At 56.5% G+C, this 26,118-nt stretch carries 25 protein-coding genes and 1 pseudogene; 19 read left to right on the forward strand and 7 right to left on the reverse strand.

Going from position 1 to position 26,118, the window contains the following annotated elements:
* Position 1: 1 nt before the first annotated feature.
* Both artP and ACEPLT_RS06915 read right to left on the reverse strand, forming a co-directional pair.
* A complete protein-coding gene (gene artP / locus ACEPLT_RS06910) occupies positions 2-730 on the reverse strand; it encodes an arginine ABC transporter ATP-binding protein ArtP (protein ID WP_008500030.1) in 729 nt (242 codons plus the stop codon).
* 226 nt (positions 731-956) lie between these two features.
* Entirely contained in the window at positions 957-1,475 is a 519-nt protein-coding gene (locus ACEPLT_RS06915; RefSeq protein WP_023343659.1) for a lipoprotein, read from the reverse strand.
* Between the two features lie 97 nt (positions 1,476-1,572).
* Here ACEPLT_RS06915 and ACEPLT_RS06920 point away from each other — a divergent pair, with 97 nt between their 5' ends.
* From ACEPLT_RS06920 to ACEPLT_RS06930, 3 genes are all read left to right on the forward strand, one after another.
* Positions 1,573-1,896, forward strand: a complete 324-nt coding sequence (locus ACEPLT_RS06920) for a heavy metal-binding domain-containing protein (protein ID WP_008500028.1) — start codon at positions 1,573-1,575, stop codon at positions 1,894-1,896.
* Positions 1,893-2,723 (forward strand): N-acetylmuramoyl-L-alanine amidase, encoded by an 831-nt coding sequence (locus ACEPLT_RS06925; RefSeq protein WP_044596920.1) that lies wholly within the window; start codon positions 1,893-1,895, stop codon positions 2,721-2,723. The genes ACEPLT_RS06920 and ACEPLT_RS06925 overlap by 4 nt, the downstream gene beginning before the upstream one ends.
* 275 nt (positions 2,724-2,998) lie before the next feature.
* The gene (locus ACEPLT_RS06930) at positions 2,999-3,622 is read left to right on the forward strand and encodes a helix-turn-helix domain-containing protein (protein ID WP_023292914.1); all 624 of its coding nucleotides are present in this window, start codon (positions 2,999-3,001) and stop codon (positions 3,620-3,622) included.
* Here the strand turns inward: ACEPLT_RS06930 and ACEPLT_RS06935 are convergent, their stop codons facing one another.
* Positions 3,623-4,255: a hypothetical protein gene (locus tag ACEPLT_RS06935; protein ID WP_032674442.1), complete on the reverse strand. Its 633-nt coding sequence runs from the start codon at positions 4,253-4,255 to the stop codon at positions 3,623-3,625.
* On the reverse strand, positions 4,255-5,820 hold the full coding sequence (locus tag ACEPLT_RS06940) for an ExeA family protein (protein ID WP_032663888.1): 1,566 nt from the start codon (positions 5,818-5,820) through the stop codon (positions 4,255-4,257). Before ACEPLT_RS06940 ends, ACEPLT_RS06935 begins: the two co-directional genes overlap by 1 nt.
* On the opposite strand from ACEPLT_RS06940, the gene ACEPLT_RS06945 reads away from it, so the two are divergent.
* From ACEPLT_RS06945 to ACEPLT_RS07020, 16 genes and pseudogenes are all read left to right on the forward strand, one after another.
* Complete coding sequence (locus tag ACEPLT_RS06945; RefSeq protein WP_133059710.1) at positions 5,806-6,171, forward strand: hypothetical protein; 366 nt, start codon at positions 5,806-5,808, stop codon at positions 6,169-6,171. The genes ACEPLT_RS06940 and ACEPLT_RS06945 overlap by 15 nt on opposite strands.
* Entirely contained in the window at positions 6,122-6,853 is a 732-nt protein-coding gene (gene gspC / locus ACEPLT_RS06950) for a type II secretion system protein GspC (protein WP_232928251.1), read from the forward strand. The genes ACEPLT_RS06945 and gspC overlap by 50 nt, the downstream gene beginning before the upstream one ends.
* Positions 6,854-6,866: 13 nt before the next feature.
* Positions 6,867-8,789, forward strand: a complete 1,923-nt coding sequence (gene gspD / locus ACEPLT_RS06955) for a type II secretion system secretin GspD (RefSeq protein ID WP_023343662.1) — start codon at positions 6,867-6,869, stop codon at positions 8,787-8,789.
* 14 nt (positions 8,790-8,803) lie between these two features.
* Positions 8,804-10,282 carry a type II secretion system ATPase GspE gene (gene gspE / locus ACEPLT_RS06960; protein WP_264862944.1) on the forward strand — a complete coding sequence of 493 codons (1,479 nt, stop codon included), beginning with the start codon at positions 8,804-8,806 and terminating at the stop codon, positions 10,280-10,282.
* Complete coding sequence (gspF, locus tag ACEPLT_RS06965) at positions 10,282-11,490, forward strand: type II secretion system inner membrane protein GspF (RefSeq protein WP_204624103.1); 1,209 nt, start codon at positions 10,282-10,284, stop codon at positions 11,488-11,490. Before gspE ends, gspF begins: the two co-directional genes overlap by 1 nt.
* 3 nt (positions 11,491-11,493) lie before the next feature.
* The gene (gspG, locus tag ACEPLT_RS06970; RefSeq protein ID WP_008500018.1) at positions 11,494-11,943 is read left to right on the forward strand and encodes a type II secretion system major pseudopilin GspG; all 450 of its coding nucleotides are present in this window, start codon (positions 11,494-11,496) and stop codon (positions 11,941-11,943) included.
* Positions 11,943-12,428, forward strand: coding sequence for a type II secretion system minor pseudopilin GspH (gspH, locus tag ACEPLT_RS06975; protein ID WP_008500017.1), 486 nt, complete (start codon positions 11,943-11,945; stop codon positions 12,426-12,428). Before gspG ends, gspH begins: the two co-directional genes overlap by 1 nt.
* Positions 12,421-12,804: a type II secretion system minor pseudopilin GspI gene (gene gspI / locus ACEPLT_RS06980; protein ID WP_232928254.1), complete on the forward strand. Its 384-nt coding sequence runs from the start codon at positions 12,421-12,423 to the stop codon at positions 12,802-12,804. The genes gspH and gspI overlap by 8 nt, the downstream gene beginning before the upstream one ends.
* Positions 12,801-13,430: a type II secretion system minor pseudopilin GspJ gene (gene gspJ / locus ACEPLT_RS06985; protein WP_023292908.1), complete on the forward strand. Its 630-nt coding sequence runs from the start codon at positions 12,801-12,803 to the stop codon at positions 13,428-13,430. Before gspI ends, gspJ begins: the two co-directional genes overlap by 4 nt.
* Positions 13,427-14,437 (forward strand): type II secretion system minor pseudopilin GspK, encoded by a 1,011-nt coding sequence (gspK, locus tag ACEPLT_RS06990; protein WP_045405982.1) that lies wholly within the window; start codon positions 13,427-13,429, stop codon positions 14,435-14,437. Before gspJ ends, gspK begins: the two co-directional genes overlap by 4 nt.
* A gap of 15 nt (positions 14,438-14,452) precedes the next feature.
* Complete coding sequence (gspL, locus tag ACEPLT_RS06995) at positions 14,453-15,595, forward strand: type II secretion system protein GspL (protein ID WP_045405984.1); 1,143 nt, start codon at positions 14,453-14,455, stop codon at positions 15,593-15,595.
* Positions 15,592-16,077, forward strand: coding sequence for a type II secretion system protein GspM (gene gspM, locus ACEPLT_RS07000; RefSeq protein ID WP_021240906.1), 486 nt, complete (start codon positions 15,592-15,594; stop codon positions 16,075-16,077). The genes gspL and gspM overlap by 4 nt, the downstream gene beginning before the upstream one ends.
* Positions 16,074-16,871, forward strand: a complete 798-nt coding sequence (locus ACEPLT_RS07005; RefSeq protein WP_023292905.1) for a prepilin peptidase — start codon at positions 16,074-16,076, stop codon at positions 16,869-16,871. Before gspM ends, ACEPLT_RS07005 begins: the two co-directional genes overlap by 4 nt.
* Before the next feature lie 257 nt (positions 16,872-17,128).
* Positions 17,129-19,861, forward strand: coding sequence for a glycosyl hydrolase family 18 protein (locus tag ACEPLT_RS07010; RefSeq protein WP_063435802.1), 2,733 nt, complete (start codon positions 17,129-17,131; stop codon positions 19,859-19,861).
* Between the two features lie 136 nt (positions 19,862-19,997).
* Positions 19,998-20,432, forward strand: a complete 435-nt coding sequence (gene iagB, locus ACEPLT_RS07015) for a type III secretion system invasion protein IagB (RefSeq protein ID WP_008500008.1) — start codon at positions 19,998-20,000, stop codon at positions 20,430-20,432.
* Between the two features lie 150 nt (positions 20,433-20,582).
* A pseudogene (locus tag ACEPLT_RS07020) lies at positions 20,583-22,394 on the forward strand (glycoside hydrolase family 19 protein).
* Between the two features lie 160 nt (positions 22,395-22,554).
* On the opposite strand, the gene ACEPLT_RS07025 reads toward ACEPLT_RS07020, so the two are convergent.
* From ACEPLT_RS07025 to ltaE, 3 genes are all read right to left on the reverse strand, one after another.
* On the reverse strand, positions 22,555-23,568 hold the full coding sequence (locus tag ACEPLT_RS07025; RefSeq protein ID WP_008500006.1) for an NAD-dependent epimerase/dehydratase family protein: 1,014 nt from the start codon (positions 23,566-23,568) through the stop codon (positions 22,555-22,557).
* Positions 23,569-23,660: 92 nt separating this feature from the next.
* A complete protein-coding gene (locus ACEPLT_RS07030; RefSeq protein WP_063418443.1) occupies positions 23,661-25,097 on the reverse strand; it encodes an SDR family oxidoreductase in 1,437 nt (478 codons plus the stop codon).
* A gap of 10 nt (positions 25,098-25,107) precedes the next feature.
* Complete coding sequence (gene ltaE, locus ACEPLT_RS07035) at positions 25,108-26,109, reverse strand: low-specificity L-threonine aldolase (RefSeq protein ID WP_059361998.1); 1,002 nt, start codon at positions 26,107-26,109, stop codon at positions 25,108-25,110.
* Between the last annotated feature and the right edge of the window lie 9 nt (positions 26,110-26,118).

Below are 26,118 nucleotides of genomic sequence, written 5' to 3' on the forward strand. Positions count from 1 at the left end.
ATCAATGAGATAAATAGTTTTTGAAGGCATCGGTTTGCGGGTTAGCGAAGCAGCTCGCATCACCTTGCTCAACGATATACCCGTTTTCCATGTACACCACACGGCTGGCGGTTTTACGCGCCACTTCCACTTCGTGGGTAACGATAACCTGCGTAATGTTGGTTTCCGCCAGCTCGCGAATAATGCTGACGATCTGAGCGGTGATTTCCGGGTCCAGCGCGGCCGTTGGTTCATCAAACAGCAGTACCGCAGGTTCCATCATCAGCGCACGGGCAATGGCCACGCGCTGCTGCTGACCACCGGACAGGTGCAGCGGGTAGCGGTCACTGTAGGGCTTAAGGCGCAGACGCTCCAGCAGCTTTTCGGCACGCGCGATGGCCTGATCTTTGCTTAAGCCCAGCACGCGGCACGGGGCTTCAATCAGGTTTTGCAGCACCGTCAGGTGCGGCCAGAGATTGTATTGCTGGAAGACCATGCCGACGTTTTGACGCAGCTCGCGAATCGCTTTATCAGACGGCGTCTTTGCGAAATCAAAATGGTTACCGGCAATTGCCAGCGTACCTGAACGAGGCATTTCAAGCAGATTAAGGACGCGCAGAAGGGAACTTTTGCCTGCACCGCTTGGGCCAAGCAAAACCAGCGTTTCGCCTTCCGGGCAGTTCAGCGTGATGTCAAACAGCGCCTGGTGTGCGCCGTAGAAGCAGTTAATGCCGTTTAGTTTAATACTCATCGGGGCAGTCTTTACTCATCCAGGCAATCTATAGCAATTGAGGCCGCAGATAGTACCGTTGACAGAATAGTTATGCAATATTTCTGCGTTAAAAGTTAAATATAACCCGTATTTCCTCTTAAACATAGCACAAAATAGCGAAGGGCAAAGGCGGCGAGTATAAATGTCGGCATTCCGCGAGAAATGCCGGACATTTTACGGGGGTAACATTTTTATCACTGATGAATCAGCGGTTCTCAATCGACTGGCGCAGCGTGCCGGCCGGGGCATGCACGCTGCCGCCCACGTAGCGTACGTCGTCCACCGCCCAGCACTGGCCTTCACGGATCATCAGCACTTCGTCCTGCCAGGTTTGGCTGCCCTGCGTCAGCTTCACGCGCAGCGGAATATTACGGGCATCCGTGTTCGGAATGGTTGACGCGCTGGCCACTACTGCGCTGTCCGGCAGCGTGGTGCGGCTGGAGAACGGGTCGGATTTCAGCAGCGCATTGTGCTGCGGATCGCGGGTGGCATCGTTAAGCAGTTTTGCCAGACCATCGCTCAGATACGGGCGCAGGCCGGTGAGGTCGTTGCTGCGGTGCTGAATCCGGTAATCATAGAACTGCTGCGCCACGGTGTCCGGGCCGCCCTCAATGCAGGGGCCGCTGCGGGTACCGATATCCTTAAAGGCTGGCGTGACCGTGGTGGTACAGGCGCTGAGCACCAGCGCGCAGGGCACTAAAAGTGTTAAAGCTGAATAGCGCATGTTGATTTCCTTATTTATTAACTATCCTTTCAATCATAGCGTAACGAACCGATAATGCTGTGCCTAAGGCATTGAACGCTAAAGAAGGAGAGAAACCATGCAGTTTTCAACAACGCCAACCCTGGAAGGACAGACAATAACCGAGTACTGCGGCGTGGTCACCGGCGAAGCGATTCTCGGCGCCAATATCTTCCGTGACTTTTTTGCCGGTATCCGCGATATCGTGGGTGGCCGCTCTGGCGCATACGAAAAAGAGCTGCGCAAAGCACGCGAAATCGCCTTTAAAGAGCTCGGCGAGCAGGCGGAAGCCCTCGGCGCGGATGCGGTCGTGGGAATCGATATTGACTACGAAACGGTCGGGAAAGACGGCAGCATGCTGATGGTGAGCGTAAGCGGTACGGCGGTGAAAACCCTGCGATGAGGCGTGCGTTTGCCACGCTCCTGCTGGCGCTGCTGCTGGCAGGGTGCGTTACGGAAAAGGGGATTATCGATAAAGGTGCCTACGAGCTGGATACGCGTCATCAGGCGCAGGCGGCTTACCCGCGCATCAAGGTGCTGGTGATCCACTACACCGCGGATGATTTTGACAGCTCGCTGGCCACGCTGACGGATAAAAACGTTAGCTCTCACTATTTGATCCCTGCCAACCCCCCGGCGCCGGACGGCAAGCCGCGCATCTGGCAGCTGGTTCCCGAGAGCGAGCTGGCCTGGCATGCGGGCATTAGCTTCTGGCGCGGCACCAACCGGATTAATGATACGTCCGTGGGGATTGAGCTCGAGAACCGCGGCTGGCAAACGCGTGACGGCGTGAAAACCTTTACCCCGTTTGCGCCTGCGCAGATTGCAGCGCTGATCCCGCTTGCCAGGGACATTATTGCCCGCTATGACATTCAGCCGCAGAACGTGGTTGCCCATGCCGACATTGCCCCGCAGCGTAAAGACGATCCCGGCCCGCTGTTTCCGTGGCAGCAGCTGGCGCAGCAGGGGATAGGTGCCTGGCCTGATCCCGCGCGCGTGGCGTTCTATCTTAACGGGCGGCCGCGCTATCAGGAGGTCGAGCGCGGTGCGCTGCTTGATGTGCTGAAACGCTATGGCTACGAGGTGCCGGACAACGCCACGGAACAGCAGCAGAAGAGGGTGATCAGCGCGTTTCAGATGCACTTCCGCCCCGCGCTGTGGAACGGCGTGGCTGACGTAGAAACCCTGGCCATCGCCGAGGCGCTTTTAGAGAAGTACGGGCAAGGGTAGTCCTCAGGGCTGCCCCTGACCAGGCCGTATTACCTTAGTTTTCTTGAGATTAATCTTAAGTACATTCTCAATTCATTTTTAGTTAATTGACTTAAAAGTACCCTCATTTAAGATAGACGTATAGCTTGCTAAGTATTTATAAAAAATAACACCTGCATAGTGATTTTTATTATCACTTCTCCTTGAAGTTTTTTATCAGGATTATACGAATAGTTTCGGTGGTTCCACCGTGGCCATTTTTTATCTAAAATTTACATCTTAATTCGGGTATAACAATGTTAAGCATTTACGGCAGAAAATTGCGTCCTCATCATGAAATAGAAAAAATCATTTCCGCAACGGAAGGATTTGAAGAAAAATCGTTAAAGAAATGGCAAAAAATTTCCACCGTCGATAATGAATTTATTCATATTATCGTCAGCGGTGAAGTGGAATTCCGCCGCGAATCCGACGAGCTCTGCTTGTTCACCCTGCAGGGGCAGTGCATTTTTGGACTCTCTTCCATTTTTTATCATTCGTCCCATATGTATGGCCTGGTCCGCTCGAATACCGTGGTGCGCTCGATTCCGAAAAGCGTTTTCTCTCAACTGATGACCGAGAAAGGCTTGTGGCCTGAACTCACCAAGGTGCTGGCCTGGTATATCTGTCTCCTGAGCAAGCGCGATGACGTGCTGGTTGCCCGCAGCGCCTATTCTGTCGTGCGCGAATTTTTGCTGGAAATTAATGAACTGATTGTACATCATCAACGCGATATTAATGTTTATGATTATATTCAGGAATACACCAGCCTGGCACGCAGTACGATTATAAAAATCCTCTCCGATCTGAAAAAAGGTCAATACATTGTGGTGGAAAAGGGTCGACTCCTTAATATCACCAACCTGCCTGAAAAATATTAACTATTCCAGCCGGTCTCCTTTTTTACTTAATGGAGACCGGGAACTTTCTTTATGTAATGCGTCCGCCTGAGTATTATCCTGCGTTTCGTCAACCGGCGGTGCGGGTATTTTCCCTTGCGAATAATCCTGCTCTTGTTCTTTTAACGCCTGCTTAAACAGTTCGGTTAATGATGCGTCGTCACCCTCCGTGCGGGGGGAGACGGCATCGTCGTGCGCTTCCGTTCCGGGGAGGGTATCCCGCGAGGTATCGTGCGGCACCGTGCCGTCAGGCATCTGCTGCCAGTCGGCGTCGTCGCTGTTAATTGGCAGATCCTGCATGGCAGGGACGTCGGCCTGCACCGGGACGGGTTTCGGGTGCGGATGCGGGAACGGCTTGCTCACGTACACGTAGTGCATATCGGTAAGCTGCGTCTCGGGCTTCGCCACGTTCACTTTTTTTACCGGCTCCGGCGCAGGGTGGCGCAGTTGCCAGTATACGTGGGCGTACAGCCCCGCCATCAGCATGACGCAGAGGCTTACTATTCCTAAAAAGGCGTTAGAAGCGATTTTTCTCAGGCGGGGAATGCGGTACGAAAACCAGACCGCCTCCCCGGAAACGTAGCTGCGCTGAGCCGCAAGACAGATGGTAGACATTAGGAATGCTTCTCCTGCGTTTTCGCGTCCGGTGCGGCATGGGGGGGCTGAAGCAGCACGCTCGGCGTGGTGTTAGTGTCGCGCATCAACTGCATCAGCGTCTCTTCACCCGGGATACCGTCGACGCGCAGATGCATTTTTTGCTGGAACTCGCGGGTACGTTTCATCATCTCCGTCGTCCAGGTTTGAGCGTGGGTTTCCGGCTCGGCAAGGGCCTGGCTCAGCTGCTGATCCAGCCACCCCATGTCCTTCGCATCGCTGGCGGCGCTGATGGCGTCTTTGCCTTCCGGCGTCAGGCGGTGGAGCTGGGTATAATTGCCGGTGGCATGCTGGTTAAACCAGTGACGGCTTACCTGCCAGGTGCGGTTATTCATCAGCAGGTCGAGTGAGTTATCCCCGACGCGGGCGACCACGGCATAGTTAAGGTGGTTGCCGGTTTTCAGTTCACTCACCCACGGATACCCTTCCTGTGCCAGCGCGTCCGGTGAGGCATTTCCCTGCTTACACATCAGGTTCACCTTCGCGGCGTTCTGGCACAGGGCATCGTCCGCCGAGGCGTCATACCCCCACATCAGATAGAGCTGATGCATCGCATCCGGCTGATTAACCACCTCGTTGTCGATAGCCGGCACCACCGGCGCCTGCTCGATGGGCGTCTGCTGTTTCCAGCTCGCGGGCACCGGCAGTTGAATCGGAAGTCTTGCTCCGATCGAGGAGGTCAAATACCAGCCGCAGGCAGCGAACAGCACGGAGGCGAACAGCCCCACGGTAGCCAGGCGCATACCGTGTTTTTTCGCAGGCAGGATCTCACCGGCCGCCAGGCGCAGATGACGCGGGCTAACCTGTTCTGCACGTTCGGTCCAGGCGGCGAGCATCGACAGGTGCGCCAGCTCGTTCAGCTTGCTGATATTCCCTTTGGTCAGCGCATGCATTTTACGCACGCGCGCCGGGGTCAACGGCGAGTGCTCACACCCGTGCGCTTCACACTGCGCCTGAACGTAGCTGAGAAACTCCCGGCAGGTAAGGGGGCGCAGGGTGTGGCAGGTATGCGCATATTCACGCAGTTCAGACTGCTGCATCAGAACGGCTTCCCGATCCGCTGCACCCATCAATACGACGGACAGACGAAACTCCAGCTCCTGCGCGCGCGTCAGCAGCAGAGCCAGCACCTCCCGACAGGTCTCTTTCATGGCATCGGTATGGCTAATCACCAGCACTTTCGTCCTGCTTTTCCCTCCCTGCCACTGGTGCAGGATGGCATCCACCGCCTGAAGCCGGTTTTTGCTCTCTTTCGTTCCCGGATTGAGTTTATACAGCAGGCTACTGGCACTCAGTTTTGGAAACGCGTTGATGGCAATAACGTCAGGGGTTGCGGATTTCAGGGCGTCGCTGAACTGGCCCAGCAGCGGGGCATCGTCTGCAAAGAGCCCAATAATCCCCGCCTGTTGGGTTTTCTCTTTCAGCAGGTTGAAAATATCCTGGTGATACGGCACGAAGAAATCGCCCGAGGCGCGGGTAATTTTTCGAAAAGGCGGGTGATTAAATTTAAAATGACTCTGATACATAACGACTTACCGTCTCTGGGCATGAATAGCAATGGTCCAGAAAAGTACGGCAAGGGTGCGTCATGGTCAATTTACGGGCAGGGTAAAAATAACCTGCCGGCTTCCTCTAACACTGGTTTTTTTGACGGTCAATCTTTTTCTTTATCAAAGTTAACGGCGAAGCAGGTGGTCGATTGTCAGGCCGCTAATTACTATTTATGTCACATATTGGCGCAGCATGACGCTGCTTATTTCCGCTTTGCTAAAGGCCAGATGAATAATGAGGCTCTCACTTTTTTCACGGTGGATAACGCCCTGTATTATGTTTGTATTGCTGATTTTTTGCGGTCAGCAAGGCTACGTCATTTTTAAAGATTATAAAAAAGTGACGAATAAACTCGCGAACGCAGCGGCGAAACCGCAAAAAAAACGTCAGGAAGAAAAGACATTTTCACTTTTCACCGCCGCCGTGCGTCAGGACAACCTGCCAGCGGCCGGAAAAGCCCCGCTCGCTGCCGAAATTGAGGGGATCGTCCGCAGCGACGATGCCTGGTTGTCCTTCGCCGTGATCAAAACGCCGGGTGGTCAAAAGAGCTATCGCGAAGGCGAAGCGCTGACCGGTTTTAACGATGCCTTTATTCAGGAAATAAACAAAGACAATGTGGTGGTTAATTACGAAGGTGCTACGCAGGTATTGGCGTTAAATAAACCTGACTATTTTAAGGGCGGCGTTGACAGCTGCCCGGTAACCCAATCGACGAAAGATGCTGGTGCTGAAAGCGTGCATCTGGATGATTATCTGGTGTTAAAGCCACTTATGGAAAAGGGCCAGCTGGAAGGCTACAACATTAATCCAAGGAATGCCTCTGACTTCTACAGTCATGCCGGTCTGGAAAAAGGTGATGTGGCGGTAAAAGTCAATTCTGTCGATATGACCGATGCAGAAAAGGCAAAAGATATTATTGCCAACTGGTCGAAAATGAAAGAAGCGGAGGTCGTCGTCAGACGTCACGCTCACCTTGAAAATATTCGGGTCAATGTTCTAAACAATTAACAAGTGTACAGACATGAAGAAATTTCCTTGGGCGTGCGTGGCGCTGACCGCATTGTCGTTATATTCCAGTTCGCTGCTCGCAGCTAACTTTAGCGCCAGCTTTAAAAACACCGATATCCGCGAATTTATTGATACGGTAGGCCGCAATCTGAACAAAACCATTCTGGTCGACCCGTCCGTGCAGGGCACGGTGTCGGTCAGAACCTATAACGTGTTGACGGAAGACGAATATTACCAGTTTTTCCTGAGCGTGCTGGACCTGTACGGCCTGTCGGTGATCCCGATGGATAACGGCATGGTTAAAGTGGTGCGCTCGAGCATTGCCCGCACCGCCGGTGCGCCGCTGGCCGACGGTAAAAATCCGGGCAAAGGCGACGAGATCATCACCCGCGTCGTGCGCATGGAAAACGTGCCTGTTCGCGAGCTGGCGCCGCTGCTGCGTCAGCTCAACGATGCCACCGGCATCGGTAACGTGGTCCACTTTGAGCCGTCCAACGTCCTGCTGCTAACCGGTAAAGCTTCGGTGGTGAACCGCCTGGTGGATCTGGTTCAGCGCGTGGACAAAGACGGTATTCAGCGTCGTGAAATCGTGCCGCTGCGCTTTGCGTCCGCCAAAGAGCTCTCGGAGATGTTGAATAACCTCAACAACGAAGAGCAGAAAGGGCAGAACGCGCCGCAGCTGGCGACCAAAGTGGTGGCCGATGACGAAACCAACAGCCTGGTGATCAGCGGTTCGGAAGATGCGCGCGCGCGGACCCGCTCCCTGATCCATCAGCTGGATCGCGAGCAGAACAACGAGGGGAATACCCGCGTCTTCTATCTCAAGTATGCCAGCGCCACTAAGGTGGTGCCGGTACTCACCGGCATCGGCGAGCAGCTGAAGGACAAGGCCGGCGCGCCGAAGTCGAAAACCGCGCCAGCGTCCAGCGATCTGAACATTACCGCCGACGAGGCAACCAACTCGCTGGTGATTACCGCCCAGCCTAACGTGATGAACTCCCTTGAGAAGGTGATCGACAAGTTGGACATCCGTCGTCCGCAGGTGCTGGTGGAAGCCATCATCGCGGAAGTGCAGGACGGGAACGGCCTGGATCTCGGCGTGCAGTGGACCAGCAAGCACGGCGGCGTGCAGTTCGGCTCCACCGGCCTGCCAATCAGCCAGATTAAAAATGGCACTATGAAAGGGGCAAGCTTCACTGGCCTGGCGACCGGCTTCTTTAACGGTGATTTTGGTGCGCTGGTGACTGCGCTTTCCACCGACGGCAAAAATGACATCCTCTCCACGCCAAGCGTGGTCACGCTGGATAATAAAGAAGCGTCGTTCAACGTGGGCCAGGATGTGCCGGTACTTTCCGGTTCGCAAACCACCAGCGGCGACAACGTCTTTAACTCCGTTGAGCGTAAGACTGTCGGTACCAAGCTAAAAATTGTGCCGCAGATTAACGATGGCGACATGATCCATCTGAAGATTGAGCAGGAAGTCTCCAGCGTCGACAACAGCGCGACGGAAGACTCCAGCCTCGGCCCAACCTTCAATACGCGCACGATCAATAACGAAGTGATGGTCCACAGTGGCCAGACGGTGGTGCTTGGCGGTCTGATGGAAAATGTGACCAAACAGTCCGTGTCCAAAGTGCCGCTGCTCGGCGATATCCCGCTGGTCGGTCAGCTGTTCCGCTACACCTCCCAGGATACCTCCAAGCGCAACCTGATGGTGTTCATTCATACCACCGTCCTGCGTGACGACGACAACTACAGCGCGGCCTCGAAAGAGAAATATGACCAGATCCGGGTGCGCCAGATGCAGCGCGTGGAAGAGAAAAAGCTCGGTATTGTTGAGCCGAGCGACAATGCCGTCCTGCCCGCGTTTCCTTCAGCAAGCCCTCACGCCGCACCGGTGAAAACCCGCGCGACACGCAATCCGTTTAAAGAGTAAGGCGGAGGGGCAACGTGGACGAACTGAGTAAAACACTGTGTAGCAGCAGCTACGCAAAAGATAACGGCGTTCTGCTTTACAACAATGACGTCTATATCCGTGAGGACACCCCGGCGTTAGCACTGCTGGAAGTGCGCCGGGTGTTGGGCCGCGCGTTCGTCCCGGTTACTGTGACGCCGGAAGCGTTTGACGAGATGCTGGCCAAAATCTGGCAGCAGAGCAGCGGCGTTTCACAGCAGCTGGTGGACGACATGGATGCGGATATCGACCTGATGGCGTTAACCGAGGAGATCCCGGATAACGAAGATCTGCTTGATAACGACGAAAACTCGCCGGTGATCCGCCTGATCAACGCCATTCTCGGCGAGGCGGTTAAGGACGGCGCGTCGGATATCCATATCGAAACCTTTGAGCGCACGCTGAGCATTCGCTTCCGCGTTGACGGCGTGCTGCGCCCGGTGCTGCAACCGGCGCGTAAGCTCGCCCCGCTGCTGGTGTCGCGTATCAAAGTGATGTCGAAACTCGACATTGCCGAAAAACGTCTGCCACAGGATGGCCGTATCTCACTGCGCATTGGCCGCAAGGCGATCGACGTGCGCGTCTCGACCATTCCGTCCCAGTACGGCGAGCGCGTGGTCATGCGCCTGCTCGATAAAAGCAATCTCAAGCCCGACATCAACAAGCTGGGCCTGATCGATGAAGAGCTGGAGAAGTTAAAAGGGCTGATTGACCGCCCGCACGGCATTATCCTGGTCACCGGGCCGACAGGCTCCGGTAAAAGTACCACCCTGTACGCCATTCTTTCGGCGCTGAACGGTCACGAACGCAACATCCTGACCGTGGAAGACCCGATCGAATATGAGCTGGAAGGGGTGGGGCAGACGCAGGTTAACCCGCGCGTGGACATGACCTTTGCCCGCGGGCTGCGCGCTATTCTGCGTCAGGACCCGGACGTGGTGATGATCGGGGAAATTCGTGACGGTGAAACCGCGCAAATTGCGGTACAGGCGTCGCTCACCGGTCACCTGGTCATGTCTACGCTGCACACCAACAGCGCCGCCGGGGCGATTACGCGTCTGCGGGACATGGGGCTGGAGTCCTTTTTAATCGGTTCATCGTTGCTCGGTGTCATTGCCCAGCGTCTGGTGCGTCGGCTGTGTACGCACTGCCGGACCACCAGTCCGCTGGATGCCAATGAAAAAGCGCTGTTCAGCTTTATGGACGCGCCGCCAAAAGCCATTTACCGCGCGGTGGGCTGTGAACACTGCCGCCAGAGCGGCTATCTGGGCCGTGCCGGTATTCATGAGTTCCTGGTGGTGGACAGCGCCATGCGCCGCGCCATTCATGAAGATAAAGACGAAATGTCCATCGAGACGCAGCTCTTTAAGCAGGCTTACAGCCTGCGCGAAAACGGGCTGTTGAAGGTGATTAGTGGCGTCACCTCGCTGGAAGAGGTGATGCGTGTGACCGCCGAGCGCGGGGGGGATGCGTAATGGCCTTCTACGCCTGGACGGCGACGGATGTCGCAGGCAAAACCCAGCGCGGCACGCTGCAGGCCGAGGGGCAAAAGCAGGTTCGCCAGATGTTGCGCGAGCAAAAGCTGATGCCCGTCAGCATCAGCGAAACCCGTGAAGCGGCGTCTGCCGGAAAAGCAAAAACCGGAGCCAGGCTCTCCACGCCGGTGCTGTCGATGTTTACCCGTCAGCTCTCCACGCTGGTCAACGCCGCACTGCCGCTCGAGAGCGCGCTGAAAGCGATCTCGAAGCAAACGGAAGACAAAAAGCTGGCGGCAATGGTGGTGGAGATCCGCGAGAAGGTGGTGGAAGGTCACACCCTGTTCGACGCCTTCAGCCAGTTCCCGCGCACCTTTGACAAGCTCTACTGCACGCTGGTGATGGCCGGTGAAAAAACCGGCCACCTGGGCGACGTGCTGGAGAAGCTGGCGGAGTACAACGAGCAGCGCCAGAAGATGAAGAGCAAGCTGACGCAGGCGATGGTCTACCCGATTACCCTCACCGTGGTCGCCATCGCGGTCATCAGCATTCTGCTGGTGGCGGTGGTGCCGCAGGTGATCGAGCAGTTCACCCACATGAAGCAGCAGCTGCCGATCACCACCCGCACGCTGATTGCGGTGAGCGATTTCCTGCAGGCGTACGGGATCTACATCGTGGGGATCCTCGGCGGCGGATTTGTTGGTTTTAAGGCCTGGCTTAGAAACGCCAAAAACCGTTTTCGCTGGCACAGCTGGCTGGTGAACGGCTCGCCGATTAAAAAGCTGGTGTGCGCGATCAACAGCGCCCGCTATATCCGCACGCTCAGCATCCTGCAGGCGAGCAGCGTGCCGCTGCTTGAAGGGATGTATATCGCGATGGACGGTATCGAAAACCTCTACGCCCGGCAGGTGCTGGAGCAGGCGGCGGATACCGTGCGTCAGGGGGCCTCGCTCTATGCCGCGCTGGAGCAGGCGAAATTATTCCCGCCCACCATGCTGTACATGATTGCCTCCGGCGAAGAGAGCGGCGAGTTAGGCAACTTAATGGACCGCGCGGCGGAAAACCAGGAGTCGGCGCTACAGCATCGTATTACGTTAACGCTCTCGGTATTTGAACCAGCGCTGGTGGTCTCCATGGCGACGATTGTTTTATTCATCGTGCTGTCAATATTACAGCCGCTTCTGCAACTTAATAATATGGTAGGTTAAATCATGGCTATAAAAACAAAACGTCTGGCTCGCCAGGCGGGGTTCACCTTGCTCGAATTAATGGTGGTGATCGTTATTCTCGGCGTTTTAGCGAGTATGGTAGTGCCCAATTTAATGGGTAACAAAGAAAAAGCGGACGCGCAAAAGGCGACCAGCGATATTGTTGCGCTCGAAGGCTCGCTGGATATGTATAAGCTCGATAACCACCGCTACCCAACGACCGAGCAGGGTCTGCAGGCGCTGGTGACCAAGCCTGAGATCGCGCCGATCCCCAACGGCTACCGCGCCGACGGCTATATTCGCCGCCTGCCGCAGGATCCGTGGGGCAACGATTATCTGCTCGTCAGCCCGGGTGAACACGGCGCCGTAGACGTCTTCTCTGCCGGTCCTGATGGCGAAGCCAACACCGCGGACGATATTACGAACTGGTCTCTGGATAAGAAAGAGAAATAATGAAGAATCAACGCGGCTTTACGTTGCTGGAAATTATTCTGGCGCTGGTGATATTTGCCAGTTGCGCCATGATGGTTGTCTCAACAATACCCTCACGCAGCGGTGCGGATATATTTGGTCAGCAATTAAAAGCCCTCGTTGATTATGGTTCAGACCGCGCGGTCATGGACGGAAATATTGTCGGGCTGGTGATCGCTACCGATAAATATCAGCTGGTCACGCTCGACGATAAAAACGGCGAACGTCACTGGGTGCCGTTATCCGCCGGCCGTATTACCACGAAAGGCGATTTCCCGGAAGAGATGCACGTGTCGCTCTCGCCTCAGCGTCTGGCGGCTAACGTCGAGGCCGACCCCCAGATCCTCTTTCTGCCGGACGGTGAGATTGGGCGTTTTACGCTGACGCTGCAAAGTTACGACAAACAGCATCACTTCCGCGTGGTGTCGCAGGGCGCGGCCCCGGTTTCGGTAGAGAACGATGACTAAAGGCAAGGTTAAGCAGAACGGGATGACGCTCCTGGAGGTGATGGTGGCGCTGGTCATTTTCTCCACCGCCACGCTGGCGCTGATGAATTCCGTCTCCCTGAACGTGCGCTTCACCCACGGGCTGGCCGAAACGCTGCAGGCCAGCTGGGTTGCAGAAAATCAGCTGGCTGAAGCCCAGCTTAGCAAAACCGATTTTCCCGATGCCGAGGAGCAGGGGACGGAAATCATGGGGGGGCGCAGCTGGTACTGGCATAAGCAGCGGGTGAAAACCGCCAATAGCGGTTGGGCCAATGCCATCCGCGTTTACGCCGAAGGCGATAAAAGCCAGCCGGTCATTTCGCTTCAGATCATTGGGCCGGGAGAAGAGAGCAAGTGAAGACGAGCCGACGCCAGCGCGGTTTTACCCTGCTGGAGATCATGATTGCGCTGACCATTTTTGCGGTCATCAGCACCCTGGCCTGGCAAATTCTCGACGGCGCGATGCGCACCAGTTCGGCAACCGATACCCGCGCGGCGAAGCTTAATCAGCTTCAGCGTGCCTGGAGCCTGATGGAGCGCGATTTTTTCCAGCTGCAGGCGCGGGCGCCGCGCAACGCGCCGGATCTGTTTTTACAGGATGGCGATGCCGTGGAATTTACCACGCTGAACGGCGTGAGTGGCACGGTCCAGCTGGAGCGCGTGCGCTGGCGGCTGGAAGAAGGGCGTCTGTATCGCGACGTCTGGCCGGTGATTGACAGCCCGGCGGACGTCAAACCCGATGAAGTGCCTATCGTCAGCGAGGTGAAAGCGATGCAGTGGCGGTTTTATCACCAGGGCTGGCAAAAAAGCTGGGGTGACTCTGCCCATCTGCCAGACGGCGTGGAGCTTACGCTGACCATGGAAAATGGCGACACCTGGCGCTGGGTGTTTACCACGCCGGGAGAGATACCAGAAGCGGTGGCACCGGCGGCAGAAAACGCGCCTGCCCCGCAAAATGCGCCTGCGCCGGACGTGAAGCCATGAGCCGGGTCCATCAGCAACGCGGTGTTGCCCTGCTGGTTGTGCTGATCCTGCTGGTCATGATGTCGGCCCTGGCGGCCAAAATCAGCCAGCAGTTCTGCCGTAATTTGCAGAAAACCCACTATCAGGTGAGCCAGCAGCAGCTGCGCTGGGCAATGCAGGCGCAGGAAAAAGTGGTGAAAGACCGGTTGCAGAACGACGCCAGCGGCGAGAGCAAACCGCTCGACCCGGAGGGCGACTGGCACCTGCCGCTGGAGACGCAGGGTGAAGACTATACGGTGGTCAGCCAGGTCGACGACGCGCAGGACTGTTTCAACGTCAATAACCTGCTGGCCGCAGACAAAGTGGCTCAGGATCAAAATGCGTCAACCGTGCCGGAAAAACCGCGAAAAGAGAAGATTGTCGAGCAGATCCTGACGGACGGCGGCATCAGCCAGACGGCGGCGGAAGAAATTTATCAGCAGCTGGTGGATTATCTCGACGGCGACGCCACGACGGTGAAAGAGGGCGCGGAGATGGACGCCTGGTCTGGCGTAGTGCCGGCGCGTCAGCCTGCGAATCAGATGATGCGCACCCTTGCCGAGATCAAGCTGCTGCCGGCGTTTCCTGCTGCAGCGTACCCGAAAGTGAGCAAGCTCTTATGCGCGCTGCCGGACTCGGCCAGCAAGGTGGATGTCAATACTCTGACGCCGGAGCAGGCGCCCTTACTGGCAGCCCTGTTCCCGGGAAAACTCACCGCGGACGATGCCGTACGCCTGATTGAGTCGCGGCCGGAAACCGGCTGGGAAAGTATGGACGTCTTCAGCAAAGCGCTGGAACAGGCCTTCCCGCAGTTGAAGGAAGAGTTGCCGCAGGTGGCCGGGCTGCTCTCCATCAACAGCCGGTATTTTCGCGTCAACTACACCGGCAATACCGATGAGTTAACGCTTCGCGTGGTGAGCCAGCTTCAGGTGAATAACGAAGCCGGTGAAATTGTGACGTGGCAACGTCGTTACCGAATGATTGAATAAGAAAAGTAGAACGCTATGAAACAGGTCCTTTTTGTTCGTCCCGACAGCCGTGAGGACGGGAAAATCATGTGGTGTGAGTCGGGAAGCGAACAGGTTACAACCCTGGACACTCCGCAGGCGCTGCATACCCTTGCCGACCATCCTCTTGCTGCGCGCGTGTGTCTGCTGCTGCCCGCCAGTGAGATGATCTTCCGCCACTTTACGCTGCCGAAGAAAATGGCGTCGCAGGCGACCGCCTTCTCGTGGATGGCGGAGGAGACTCTGATTGGTGAGGTGGACGATCTCCACTGGACGGTGCTGAACAAAAAAGGCGCCGAGGTGGACGCCGTGGCGATAGATTCCGCCCGCCTGCAGCAGTGGCTGACCCGCTTTCACGAGGCGGGCCTGAAGGTCATTCAGGTTCTGCCTGACGCCTGGCTGCTGCCGGTCACGGCGGGTGGAAGCACGCTGGTTGCGCGGGAAGAGAACTACTGGTTGCGCTTGTCGCCGCATATCGCCTGTAACGTTGAGGTTGGCCTGTTGCCGCTGCTGATGCAAAAAGCCGGAGAGGGCGAGGTCCGCTGCTACGGGGACATCCCGCCAGGCATTGAGGTTGACGAACAGCTGGCGGCAGAACATCCGCTGGTGCTGATCCAGCCGCAGTGGCGGGCGTGCCGCGTCAACGTGCTGCACGGTGCGTTCAGCGCGAAAGCGACCAGCGCGAGGGCGGCGAAAGGGATGAAGGCCGCCATCGCGGTGATGGGGCTTCTCTCTCTGGGCCTGCTGCTCGGCCCCCGCATCACCCTGGCGTGGATGCTGGCAGATCGGGAAAATCAGGTGCAGCAGGAGATGGTCGAGCTTTATCAACACCATTTTCCGAGTATGCGCCACCAGACCAACCTTAAGTACCATTTTGGACAGAACATCAAGAAGCAGCCTAAAGGCATTTTTTTGCAGATGGACGAACTGGAAAAGATCCGTCAGTCCGTTCCGTCGATGGAAATTACGCTGTTTGAATATGACGACTCGCAGGGAGCCCTGACATTAAGCGTGAGTGCGCAAAACGAGCAGGCATTACAGGAATTCATTCATCAGGCCAGCACGAATTTTGATTTTACGTTACAGCCTATTTCAAAGGACGCGCCGTATACGGCCATGATTACAGGGAAATATAAATGAAAGCGCGAATTGCACAGTTTACATCTCGTTATCAACAATACAGCACCAGAGAAAAATTCATTTTAAAAATAGCGGCGGGAGCTTTATGCAGCGCCGTCATCTATTACGCAGGGATAATTCCCCTGGATAACATGATAAAAAATAGCCAGGCGACGCTGGCGCGACAAATTGAAACGGTAAACTGGATGAAAACAGAAATTGATAAAAATCATCTGCCGGTGCTACAGGTGAAAACCGATAATCCACGCAGCGTGGTGGAGAATAGCGCGCATGAAATCAACCTGACGCTGACCGATATTCGTCAGGACGGTCAGACTCTGGCCTTTGTCGTGAACCGGGTCAACGTGTATGAATTAAAAAACTGGCTGCGGGAGATGAACCTCGCGTCAGGCGTCAGGCTGGAGAAAATGAACCTCACGCCCGTGGATCACCTGAGCGACGTGAAGGCCGAAATCCAGCTGACCTGGAAAAAAGTGGCATGAACGGGCTGATACTCGTCCGGGAGAGTTATCCCGTCGGGTTTGCCGCGATGAGCGGCGTGTTCGGCGCGATCCTGGGGAGCTTTCTCGGCGTTGTGGTGGATCGCGTGCCGGGGATGGTGCTAGAGGAGGAGAGCCGCAGCAACCTGCTTTTCCCGGCGTCACACTGTCCCGTCTGCCAGCATGCACTGCGCGCATGGGAGAACATCCCGCTGCTGAGCTGGCTGGCGCTGCGGGGACGCTGTCGTTGCTGCAAGTCGCCGATTCCGCTGCGGTTATTTTTACTCGAGCTGTTGACGGCGGTGTTCTTTGGCCTCACCGCCCGGTGGATACCGGACTTAGCATCCCTTTTCTCGCTGTGGGTGCTGGCGGCCTTTCTGCTGCCGCTGGCGATGATTGACGGACAGCACCAGCTGCTGCCCGACTGCCTGACGCAGCCGCTGCTCTGGGCCGGGCTGCTGTTCCACGCCTTCAGCCACGGGCTGCTCCTGCGTGATGCGCTGCTCGGCGCGGTGGCAGGCTATCTTTCGCTCTGGCTGGTGTACTGGGCGTTTCGTCTGCTTACCCGTCGGGAAGGGCTGGGCTACGGCGATTTCAAGCTGCTGGCGGCGCTGGGCGCCTGGTGCGGCTGGCAGTCACTGCCTGCGATTGAATTAATTGCCGCATTAAGTGGCATAGTGGGCTATTTGCTATTAAATAAATCGAATAAAAATAACCTAACCATCGCTTTCGGACCTTATCTGGCTTTTGCTGGAATAGCGCTCTATACCTGCCAGCTATTTGTGAATACCTATTAAATAACCGGGTCAAGTTTTTTTATCAATATTTTCGACGAGGAAAGAGAAGGACGACCTTTTATCCTCAGTGTATCGTAAAAGGCATAAGCTACACGGATTTTTAGCTTGTATCTTTTAATGGAGGAATACAACGCGTCTTTAAGGTTTGGATAACGGCTGTCTGCGTATTTAAAAACGCACTATGTGAATATCATTCCATGTTCTAAAGGAAGACATGGATCAATTTCGTTTACGAATAAATTTATCAGGAAAGAAAAATGAAATTTATTAAGCCTAAATATCTGGCGCTCTTTATTGCAGCGGCAACCGGTTCTGCATTCGCTGCTGCGCCAGGTGCGCCGACCATCGGCTCCGGCAATGACAAATTTGCGCTGGTCGAGGTGGATCAGGCCGCGCAGGATTACAACAGCCTCGTCAAGGTACATAACGACGGCGTGGATGTGAAAGTCGACTGGAACGTGTGGAGCGGCGACGCGCCAACGTCTGCCAAAGTGCTGCTGGATGGCAAAACCGTGTGGACCGGCGCAGCTGGTGCAAGCGGCTCAGCCACCTTTAAAGTGAAAAAGGGCGGACGTTATCAGGAGCAGGTGGAAGTCTGTAATGCCAGCGGCTGTACCAAAAGCGCCAGCAAGCTGATCATCGTGGCGGACACCGACGGCAGCCATCTGCTGCCGCTGAACGCGCCGCTGCAGGAGAACAACAAAACGTTCGCCAAACATACTGATAAAGTGGTTGCGGCGTATTTCCCTGAATGGGGCGTTTACGATCGTAACTTCCCGGTTGATAAAATCCCGGCAGCGAACCTTAACCACATCCTCTATGGCTTCATTCCAATCTGTGGCGGCGACGGCATCAACGATGGCCTGAAAACCGTTGAAGGCGGTAACAGCTTCTCCGTACTGCAGCGCGACTGCGCGGGTCGTCCGGACTATACCGTCGCCATTCACGATCCGTGGGCTGCGCTGCAAAAACCGCAGTCTGGCGTCTCCAACTGGGACGACCCGTACAAAGGTAACTTTGGCCAGCTGATGGCGCTGAAAAAAGCGCATCCGGACCTGAAAGTGCTGCCATCCATCGGTGGCTGGACGCTGTCCGATCCGTTCTTCCACATGGGCGACCCGGCAATCCGTGCCCGCTTCGTCTCCTCTGTGAAAGATTTCCTGCAGACCTGGAAGTTCTTTGACGGTGTGGATATCGACTGGGAATTCCCTGGCGGCGGCGGCGTGAGCGAACACCTGGGTAACCCGCAGCAGGATAAAGCGACGTATACCGCCCTGATGCATGACCTGCGCACCATGCTGAACGAGCTGTCTGCACAGACTGGCCGTACCTATGAACTGACCAGCGCCATCGGTGCGGGCCGCGATAAGATTGAAGACGTGGATTACACCGCTGCTCAGCAGTACCTCGACCACATCTTCCTGATGAGCTATGACTTCTACGGCGGCTGGAGCAACACCGAGCTGGGCCACCAGGCCGCACTGCGCGCGCCGTCATGGCGTCCGGACACGAACTACACCACCGAGAACGGCGTGGACGCGCTGCTTGCTCAGGGCGTACAGCCAGGCAAGATCGTGGTGGGTGCGGGCATGTATGGCCGCGGCTGGACTGGCGTGCATGGCTACACCGGTGACAATCCATTCACGGGTACCGCAACCGGTATGGTGAAAGGTACCTGGGAACCTGGCGTGGTCGACTACCGTCAGATCGTTAACGAGTACAAAGGCAAGCCTGGCTGGGAATATGGTTACGACGCGAATGCTGAAGCGCCATATGTCTTCAATAAGTCTACCGGCGACCTGATCACCTATGAAGATGCACGCTCTACCGCCGCTAAAGGCAAGTATGTGCTGTCGAAAAACCTGGGCGGACTCTTTGCCTGGTCTATTGACTCTGATACCGGCGACATCCTGAACGCGATGAACGAAAGTCTGCTGGGCGGTTCTACCCCGGTCGATCCGGTGGTCACCAACCATGCGCCAATCGCGTCTTCTGCGGATCAGAACGTCTCTGGCCCGGCAACCGTCACGCTTGATGGTTCTGCTTCCAGCGATCCAGACGGCGATGCGATTACCTACAAATGGACCCAGGTTTCTGGCCCATCTGTAACTCTCTCCAACAGCACCAAAGCGAAAGCCACCTTCAACGTTGCGGCAGCGACCAGCGATCAGACCATGGTGTTCCGCCTGACGGTTACGGATGCTAAAGGCCTGAGCAACGCCATTGATGTGCAGGTTGTGAATAAAGCGCCAAAAGCTAACCAGGCGCCAGTCGTGAACGCAATGGAGGCAGTGACGCTGCAGGCAGGAGAAACCTATGCTCTGCACGCGCAGGCTGTGGATCCAGACGGTGATGCGATGACCTTCTCCTGGAGCGTGCCAGCGGATATGCATGCAACCGGTACCGATACCGCGAACGTGACGATTACTGCACCAGACGTTGCCACCACGTCTACCTATACGCTGAGCGTAGTTGTAGGCGACGGCAAAACCAGCGTGCAGTCTAACGTGCAGGTTACCGTGAATCCGAAACCGGCTGACGTTACACCACCGTCTGATGAGGTTACACCTCCGTCTGATGACGTAACGCCACCCTCTGATGAAGTTACGCCTCCGTCTGATGACGTGACCCCGCCATCTGACGAAGGTTCTGCAACCGGTAGCTGCGATGCGCCTGTCGATGCTAACGCCAGCAAATATGCCGCGTGGGATGCCAGCAAAATCTACAACAGTGGCGATACCGTGAGCTTCGACCATCTGGTGTGGAAAGCGAAGTACTGGACGCAAGGCAACCAGCCTGGGTTCGGTGTGGATGCCTGGGAGCTGGTCAGCAACGTGAAGATGAACTGGCGTTCTGACCTGGTTTATAACGGCGGCGAAACCACAACCTACCAGGGCAACGTTTACCGTGCCAAATGGTGGACCCGCGGTGACAACCCGGCTAACAGCGATGTATGGGTGAAAGAAGGTCCTTCAACAGACTGCAAATAACCTTCTGAACCGTGGATTGCGGGAATGATATCAACCCGCAATAGTTGGTCACACCCCACTTCGGGTGTGACCAACACTTCAGAATTATCGCTAATGATGAGCGGAAAGAGGTTCAGTATTTAAAAAGCAGGTGCTCATGAAACGCGTGATTATATTTTTACTGCTGTTTAGTCAAAGCGTATTCGCGAACTGTTGGGATAACGCCGGACATTATTATCATGTCGATCCGTGGTTATTGTATGCAATTGCCAAAGTCGAATCCGGAATGAATCCCCACGCGGTAGGCTGGAACCACGACGGCACGCGTGACGTCGGGTTGATGCAGATTAACAGCTCACACTTCAGTGAGTTAGAACGTCAGGGTATTGATGAAAATCAGCTTATTAATGAGCCCTGTACCTCCATTATGGTCGGCGCCTCCATCTTGTCCGGGATGATAAACGTGTATGGCTATAACTGGGAAGCGGTGGGCGCGTATAACGCCGGATTGAAAAAAGAAAATTATCCGCAGCGCATGCGTTATGCCCATAAAGTGTGGGCGAAGTATCAGCAAATAAAATCGGGTAAATAACCGTAGCATTATTTTTATTTTTTGAAGAATTCCTTTCGGTGTTCTTCAGAAAATGAAAAAGAACCACACTCTCTGGCTTATTTATTAAGGGAGTAATACATAAGCCGGGAATGTACTCACCCTAGTTGCTTAAATACAGGATTATTTGAAATGACGAAAAGGACATTACTGAGCGTTCTCGTGGCGGGGGCATGTATTGCACCCTTTATGGCCCAGGCTGCATCACTGCAGGCGGCCAGCAGTGAGCCGTACACCATGAAAGCCAGCGATCTGGCGAAAAAGGAAAAAGAGCTGACCAATTTCCCGCTGATGGTTTCGGTGAAGGATACCATTGCGACCCTGGACAATAGCCTCGTTGAGCAGATTGAGCCAGGTCGTGCCTCGAACCCTGACAACGTCAAGCGCGTTGAAGGGATCGTGAAGGCCAGCGACTGGGAATATCTCTTCCCGCTGCGCGCTCAGTCTTATACCTACAGTAACTTCCTGAAGGCTGTTGGTAAATTCCCGGCACTGTGTAAGACCTATAACGACGGTCGCGACAGCGACGCCATCTGCCGCAAAGAACTGGCGACCATGTTCGCCCACTTTGCGCAGGAAACCGGCGGCCATGAGAGCTGGCGTCCGGAAGCCGAGTGGCGTCAGGCCCTGGTTCACGTCCGTGAAATGGGGTGGACCGAAGGCCAGAAAGGCGGCTATAACGGCGAATGTAACCCTGACATCTGGCAGGGACAGACCTGGCCATGCGGTAAGGACAAAGACGGCGACTTCGTAAGCTACTTTGGCCGCGGCGCGAAGCAGCTGTCTTACAACTATAACTACGGTCCGTTCTCTGAAGCGATGTTTGGCACCGTCCGCACCCTGCTCGACAAGCCTGAGCTGGTGGCGGATACCTGGCTGAACCTGGCGAGTGCGATCTTCTTCTTCGCCTATCCGCAGCCGCCAAAACCAAGCATGCTGCAGGTTATCGACGGCACCTGGCAGCCAAACGATCACGATAAAGCCAACGGCCTGGTTCCGGGCTTCGGCGTGACCACCCAGATCATCAACGGTGGCGTAGAGTGCGGCGGCCCAACCGAGATTGCCCAGTCTGAAAACCGCATCAAGTACTACAAAGAGTTCGCGAACTACCTGAAAGTGCCTGTTCCGGCGAATGAAGTGCTGGGCTGCGCCAACATGAAGCAGTTCGATGAAGGCGGCGCCGGCGCGCTGAAGATCTACTGGGAGCAGGACTGGGGGTGGAGCCCGGATACGCCGGACGGTAAGACCTACTCCTGCCAGCTGGTGGGGTACCAGACGCCGTTCAGCGCGTTCAAAGAGGGTGACTACACCAACTGCGTTAAGAAGTTCTATAACGTGAATATCATTAACGACAACGGCTCAGCCGTGACCCCAGGGGAAGACAAAACCCCGGCTGACACCACGCCGCCAGCGGATACGACGCCAGCGGAAGATACCACCCCTGTTGAACCGGCTACCGTGAATCACGCCCCTGTGGCGCAGATTGCGGGCCCAATCGGGGCGGTTGAAGCGGGTGCGTAGGTTTCCCTGAGCGCGGAAGGTTCCACTGACGCCGACGGTAACAAGTTGACCTACACCTGGCGTTCCCAGGATGGCCAGACCGTGACCGGTCAGGACAAAGCGGTGGTGACCTTCAAGGCACCAGAGTCTGCAACGGCTCAGCAGTACGAAATCGGCCTGACCGTCAGCGATGGTGAACTGACCAGCACAACGTCCTACCTGCTGAATGTGAAAGCGAAAGCCGAGTCTAAGGACGAAGGCACTTCCGGCTCTTACGCCGCCTGGAGCGCGAACAGCAAGTACAACGCAGGTGATATCGTGAACAACCACGGTAAACTGTTCCAGTGCAAACCGTTCCCGTACAGCGGCTGGTGTAACAATGCCCCGGCATACTACGAACCCGGCGCTGGCCTGGCGTGGGCTGATGCCTGGACGGCTCTGTAAAAGCAAACGGCAACCTTCGGGTTGCCGTTTTCGTATTTGCACCCTCTGTCTTTTGCCGGGTAGCGCTGCGCTTACCCGGCCTACATGAGGCTAAGGGGCGAGGGGTCAGTACGGAGCCGTTGTAGGCCCGGTAAGGCGAAGCCGCCACCGGGCAAAAAGGCTAGCGATGCAGCTTCCCGTGATCCCGCAGCCACGCCGCCGTGCGCATAATCCCTTCATCCAGCGTCACAACCGGTTTATACCCCAGCTCATTCTCCGCCCGCGAAATATCCAGCGTGAAGTCAAAGTTGAGTTTAGAGACGCCGTAATGCGTCAGCGCAGGCTCTTTGGCTGTTTTACTGCCAAAGCGCTCCATGCTGCGGGCAATCATGTCCAGCATTGGGTAGGGCACGGAACGGATACGGCAGTTGATCTGCAGCTCGTCGATCAGCCGCTGCACAATGCTGCGCAGCGTGCAGGGTTCGCCGTTAGTGATGTTGTAGGCGCGACCGGAGATCAGCTTATCGCAGTCCGGCTGGCTGGCCAGCCACATGGCGTGAACGGCGTTTTCGTAATAGGTCATATCCACCAGCGCATCGCCGCCGCGCGGTAACAGCACGCTGCCGTAGTGATGCATCATCTGGGCCAGTCGCGGGATAAAGACTTTGTCGTGCGGCCCGAACAGGCTCTGCGGACGCAGGACCGTAAAGCGGGTGTGCGGGTTTGACTGCGCCAGCAGGTCGATGACCTCTTCGCTGGCCGCCTTGCTGCGGGCAAACTCGCAGGCAAAGCGAGCAGGGCGGAAATCTTCCTGCACGTCGCGATGGTGGTGATAGTCGAAATAGAGTGACGGGGAGGAGATATGAATAAAGTTACGCACGCCCCAGGCAACGGCCCATTCCCCCAGACGACGGGTGGCCCGCACGTTGGCGAGATCGAAGGCTTCCTGGGTCCCCCACGGGGAGGTAAAACTGGAGCAGTGCCATAGCGTGTCGATACCGGCGAGCATCACCTTCGCCTGCGAGGAGACCAGCTCCGTCAGGTCGGCATGGACGAACTCTGCGCCCATTTTTTGCAGCAGCTTACCCATCGCTTCGTTGCGACCGGTAGCCCTGACGCTAATGCCCTTGTTGCGCAGAAATTCGACCGCATTTCGGCCTAAGCCGCTGGTCGCCCCGGTAACCAGTACCTTCATAGCTATCCACTGTGTTGAAAAGAATTTCGTGCGCATTCTTTCGTGAATTACGGCGCTATGCAATGGGAAAGGTGAAAGAAAGAGAGTTTTATTTAGATCTTTTCCGTCTTTTGTTCTGCCCGTTGCGCAATGCGTTTCGCCATTCCCCGGAAGATAAACAGGTGGGCAGGGATCATCAACAGCCAGTAGAACAGACCCGGCATTCCGTGCGGGTGCCACCAGGCGCGCACGTCCAGTTCACGATGATCGCCTTTGTCTTTCAGGGTAAAGCAGAGTCGGCCCAGCCCCGGGGCTTTCATGCCGAACAACAGCGCCAGCTGTTTTTCCGGTTCGACGATGATCACCTTCCAGCTGTCGACCGCGTCGCCCACCTCAAGATACGGGCGTGCCGGGCGGCCTTTCGCCAGCCGGTGGCCCACCAGCAGGTCCATCGCCCCGCGCGTTTGCCAGAGGAGATTACCGAAGAAATACCGTTCTTTGCCGCCAATCTGGTTCACCACCTCCCAGAGCGCGGCCAGGCTCGCGGAGGTTTTCACCGTGCAGCCCGCCTGTTTCGGGTAATAACCATACTCAGGCCGCCAGCGGGCAAAGGCCTGGGCGTCGTAGCCCCAGTCGCTGGAGTTCACCAGCTGTTCTTCTTCCTTGAGCGTATTGCGCACGGCATCGTCAAAGCGGATCAGATCCTGAGGAATTAAGGCGCGCAGCGCGCGATCGTCGGCCAGCAGATCGTGCTTCAGCCCCTGGATCAGCGCTTTGGCGGTCGTCGGCGGCACCGAGGTGATGACATTCAAAAACCACACCGAAATCCAGCGCGTCGGGAAGGGAATGGGGATCAGCCAGCGGCGGCGGCCGCTGACGCGCATAAAGTGCTCGAACTGCGCCTGATAGCTCAATACTTCAGGACCAGCGGCTTCCAGCACGCGGTGTTGCTCCGCCGGGTGATCCAGCAGGGCCACCAGATAATGCAGGAGGTTCTCCAGCGCAATCGGCGTGGTGCGCGAACGGACCCAGCGCGGCGGCGTGAGCACCGGCAGGTTGTAGACCATATCGCGCATCACTTCGAAGGCGGCAGAACCGGCGCCGACGATGATCCCGGCGCGCAGTTCGGTGACGGGGATATTGGCCCCCCGCAGGATGTCCGCCGTCAGCTGGCGGGCGCGCAGGTGATCGGACTGCTCGCGTTCAGGTGCCTGAAGTGAACTGAGAAAAATCACCTGCTTCACCGGGGTTTGCAGCAGGGCATCGCGGACGTTCATCGCTACCTGGCGCTCGTGGGCGATAAAATCTCCGCCTTCACCCATGCTGTGCACCAGGTAGTAAAGCGTGTCGACCCCTTCCAGCAGCGCGGGAAGCGCCTTTGGCCAGTTGAGGTCAACGTTGTGACAGGTAACGCCCGGCAAACCGAGTTTTTGCAGGCGTTCGGTATTGCGTGCCGCAGCCAGCACCTGGTGCCCCTGCTGGCTTAACGCCGCGGTGAGATGCTGACCGATATACCCGCTGGCGCCGAGCACCAGAATGCGTTGCGGCACGTGATGCTCCTTATCGCTGTAAAAACGCCTGCCAGTGTTTTACCACGTCGGCCAGCTGCTCGCGGTTGACGTCGAGATGCATGACCAGACGCACCACAGGTGAGGCGTTGATCAGCACGCCACGTGCTTTCATGAACTCGCCAAGCGCAGCGGCGTGGTCATCGCCCACGCGGACGAACAGCATGTTGGTGTCGTGGCGCATCACGTCGGCGCCAATTTCACGCAGCTCGGCCGCCATCCACGCGGCGTTGTCGTGATCGTCCTTCAGGCGCGTCACGTTGTTTTTCAGGGCATACAGCCCGGCAGCCGCCAGAATACCCGCCTGGCGCATGCCGCCGCCGGTCATTTTACGCCAGCGGTTGGCGCGCTTGATGTAGTCCGCATTGCCCACCAGCAGGGAACCCACTGGGGTGCCCAGCCCTTTAGAGAGGCAGATAGTGAACGAGTCGCAATATTGCGTAATCTCTTTCAGCGCGCAGCCGTACGCCACCACGGCGTTGAAGATGCGCGCGCCATCCACGTGCAGGCCGAGCCCGCGCTCGCGGGTAAACTCCCACGCCGCCTTCAGGTATTCGCGCGGCAGGACCTTGCCGTTGTGGGTGTTTTCGAGGCTGAGCAGCCGGGTGCGGGCAAAATGAATATCATCGGCTTTGATTTTCGCTGCGACTTTATCAAGGGGCAGGGTGCCGTCCGGCGCGGCGTCGATCGGCTGCGGCTGAATGCTGCCGAGCACCGCCGCACCGCCCGCTTCGTAGAGATAGTTATGCGCGCCCTGGCCGACGATATACTCTTCACCGCGCTCGCAGTGGCTGAGCAGCGCCACCAGGTTGGCCTGCGTGCCGGTGGGCAGGAACAGGGCGGCCTCTTTTCCGCTCAGCTCTGCGGCATAGCGCTGCAGCTCGTTGACCGTCGGGTCATCGCCGTAGACGTCGTCCCCGACCGGGGCGGCCATCATCTCTTCGAGCATGGCGCGACTCGGGCGGGTAACGGTATCACTGCGTAAATCAATCATGGCATGTCC

It is taken from the genome of Enterobacter sp. fkY84-1 (assembly GCF_052974705.1).